Source organism: Streptomyces phytophilus (assembly GCF_013870535.1).
GTDB classification, from domain to species: Bacteria; Actinomycetota; Actinomycetes; order Streptomycetales; family Streptomycetaceae; genus Streptomyces; species Streptomyces phytophilus.
On sequence record NZ_JACBXC010000757.1, the window covers coordinates 1 to 2,972 of the forward strand.

The 2,972-nt window shown below is 76.1% G+C and carries 3 protein-coding genes; 1 reads left to right on the forward strand and 2 read right to left on the reverse strand.

Features of this window, described 5'->3' with window-relative positions; translation table 11 throughout:
* Positions 1 to 935, forward strand: a 935-nt coding sequence (locus tag H5J30_RS24740; RefSeq protein WP_181789570.1) for a GGDEF domain-containing protein, incomplete at its 5' end; no start/stop codon positions are given.
* Between the two features lie 195 nt (positions 936 to 1,130).
* Here H5J30_RS24740 and H5J30_RS24745 read toward each other — a convergent pair.
* Together H5J30_RS24745 and H5J30_RS24750 are read right to left on the reverse strand one after the other, a co-directional pair.
* Complete coding sequence (locus H5J30_RS24745) at positions 1,131 to 2,270, reverse strand: adenylate/guanylate cyclase domain-containing protein (protein WP_181789572.1); 1,140 nt, start codon at positions 2,268 to 2,270, stop codon at positions 1,131 to 1,133.
* 123 nt (positions 2,271 to 2,393) lie between these two features.
* The coding region (locus H5J30_RS24750; RefSeq protein WP_181789571.1) for a biotin--[acetyl-CoA-carboxylase] ligase at positions 2,394 to 2,972 on the reverse strand (579 nt) is incomplete at its 5' end.

Sequence of the window (2,972 nt, forward strand, 5' to 3'; positions counted from 1 at the left end):
GCGGGCGGCTGCGGGTGCTCGTCAACGACGGCGAGCGGACACCCGGCGAGGAGGAGTTCCCGCCGGACGAGTCCTACCCGCTGCGCGACTTCCCCGACCCGATGTCCGCCGGCGGCCCCTGGACGGCGACGGAGGACTCCCCCGGGCCGCGCGGGGAGGGGCTGCGGCGGCGGGGGCGGGGCAGCTGCCTGGTGGTACCGCTGCTGGTGCACGGGCGGACATGGGGTGAGCTGTACGTCGCCCGCCCGCGCGGCGCGGCCGCCTTCAACCCGTACGAGGCGGCCCTCGCGGCGGCGGTGAGCGCGGTGGTCGCGGCGGGGCTGGCGCAGACGGAGCGGCTGGCGGAGGCGCAGCGGCTGGCGTTCACGGACCCGTTGACGGGGCTGGCCAACCGCCGGGCGCTGGACCTGCGGCTGGACGAAGCGGTGGCGCGGCACCGGGCGGAGGGCACGGTGATCAGCCTGGTCGTCTGCGACGTCAACGGCCTCAAGGAGGTCAACGACTCCTTCGGCCACGCCGGCGGCGACCGCCTGCTGGAACGATTCGGCAAGCTGCTGTCCGTGCACGGGGCGGCGCTGGCGGACACGGTCGCCGCCCGGCTGGGCGGCGACGAGTTCTGCCTGCTGTCCGCGGGGCCCCCGGCGGACGACGTGGTCCGGACGGCGACGGAACTGTGCGCGCGGGCGGCGTCCCTGAAGCCGGGCCAGGGGGTCGCGTGCGGGGTGGCCTCGACGGGGGACCCGATCGGTCCGGTGCCGTCGGGCCGCCGGCTGCTGCGGCTGGCGGACGCGGCGCAGTACGCGGCGAAGGCGGCGGGGGCGGAGGGCCCGGTGGTGGCGGGCCGGGACCGAGAGGCGACGCGGCTGGCGGACGACCCGCCGCGGGGCCGGAGCAGGCGGGCGTTCAGAGGCAGGCAGGCGGGGAGCCGGGGCTAGGGCCTGTCGTTTGGATCTTCGCCGGGCTCGCTGGGGGCACCGCCCACGAGCGAAGCGCTGTGGGGGAGCCTGGCACCGCACCTCGCGGCGTTCCAGACGGTCCCGATCGCCAAGGGACCATCCCCGCTCGTGCGGTGAGCGCCTCCGCGGAGTGGAGCCTTGCCCGCCAGGGCACTCCGGTCCGGTGTCCCCCGCTCAGCCCCGGCGGCTCAGCAGCCAGGGCTCCACCACACCCAGCCCCCGCACCGGCCGCTGCCACATCGGCTGGAGCGCGAACCGGTACGACGGGGCCTCCCCCGTGCCGCCCTCCGCCGCCGCCTTCTCCGCCGCCGTGGCCGCCGCCTCGGACTCCGGGGCGTCCCCGTCCCGTATCAGCTCCTCGGCGAAGTCGCTGTGCACCAGCACCGTGTCCTTCGGCGCGATCGACGTCAGCCGGGACGCCAGGTTCACCGTCGTGCCGAAGACGTCGCCCATGCGCGTCGTCACCGTGCCGAACGCGATGCCCACGCGCAGCTCCGGCATCGTCTCGTCGTGGGCCAGGGTCTCGATCAGCCGGACGCCGATCTCCGCCGCCGTGCCCGCGTCGTCGGCGGAGAACAGCACCTCGTCGCCGAGCGTCTTGATGAGTCGGCCGCCGTGGGCGGCGACCAGGTCGGCGGCGGTGGTCTCGAACGCCTCGACCAGCTCGCCCAGCTCCTCCTCCTCCAGCCGCCGGGTCAGCCGCGTGAAGCCCACGAGGTCGGCGAAGCCGACCGCGAGGCGGCGGTCGACCATCTCGTCGTCGTCCTGCGCCTGGACGACCCGGCCGGTGGCCGCGGCGAGCTGGCGGCGCCAGACGTAGACGAGGAACTCCTCCAGCTCCGGCAGCAGCAGCTCGACGAGCGGGTACGCGATCTCCGTACGGGACATGCCCTCCTGCGGCTCGGTGAGCCCTTCGAGGAAGGAGTCGATCTGCCAGTCCGCCAGCCGGGCCGTGGTCTGCCCGGTGGAGCGCGCCACCTGCACGGCCATGCCCTCGCTCAGCAGGCCGGCCTCCACCAGGCCCGCCAGCCGGCGCAGGGCGAGGACGTCGGCCTCGGTGAGGGCCTTGGCCTGGCCGATGTCGGCGAAGCCCATGGCGCGCCAGAAGCGGGCCGCCAGCTCCATCGGCACGCCCGCGGCGCGGGCGGCCTGGAAGGGCGTGTAGCGGCGGTCGGAGCCCAGGATGAGCTGTTCGATGCGGAGTGCGATCGGGTCTTCTTCGCTCTCCGGATCCGGATCCTCCGGGCTCTCCGTACCCGCGGAACGCACGGCGTCGGCGGCGCCCGCGGCGCCCTCGGCGCCGTCCCGGTCCACCGGGTCCTTCGGCTCCTCCGCACCGGAGGAGCCCGCAACCTCACTCACCGGCTGCCCCCTCCGCCCGTCCGTTCCCTGGCCACCGCCCTTGCGGTCCCCACGATACGGGAAGTGTGGCCCAGCTCACTCCGCTTCGGCCGCGGACCGCAGGTGCACGATGTCCCCCGCGCTCACCGGCTCCGCCAGCCCCGCCGCCGTGGCCAGCACCAGCCGGCCGTCGCCGTCCACCGCGACGGCCTCCCCCGTCACCGCAGTCCCGCCCGGCAGCTCCGCGCGGACCTGCCGGCCGAGCGTCGCGCAGCCCGCCGCGTACGTCTCCTGCAGCCGGGCGCCGGCCGGGTCGCCGTCCGCCGTACGCCAGCTTCCGTACCACCGCTCCAGCGATCGCAGCACCGCGCGCAGCAGCGGGTCCCGGTCGGTGACCTTCGCGCCGGCCAGGGCCAGCGAGCCGGCCTGCGGGACGGGCAGTTCGGCGGCGCGCAGGGTGACGTTGATGCCGATGCCGAGGACCACGGACTCGGCCGTGGCATCGGGGCGCTCCACGAGGATGCCGCCCGCCTTGCGCTCCTCGCCGCCGACGGTCACGAGCACGTCGTTCGGCCACTTCAGCGCCGTGTCGACGCCCGCGGCCCGGGGCAGCGCGGTCGCCACGGCGACGCCGGCGAGCAGCGGCAGCCAGCCCCACCGGCCGACGGGTACGCC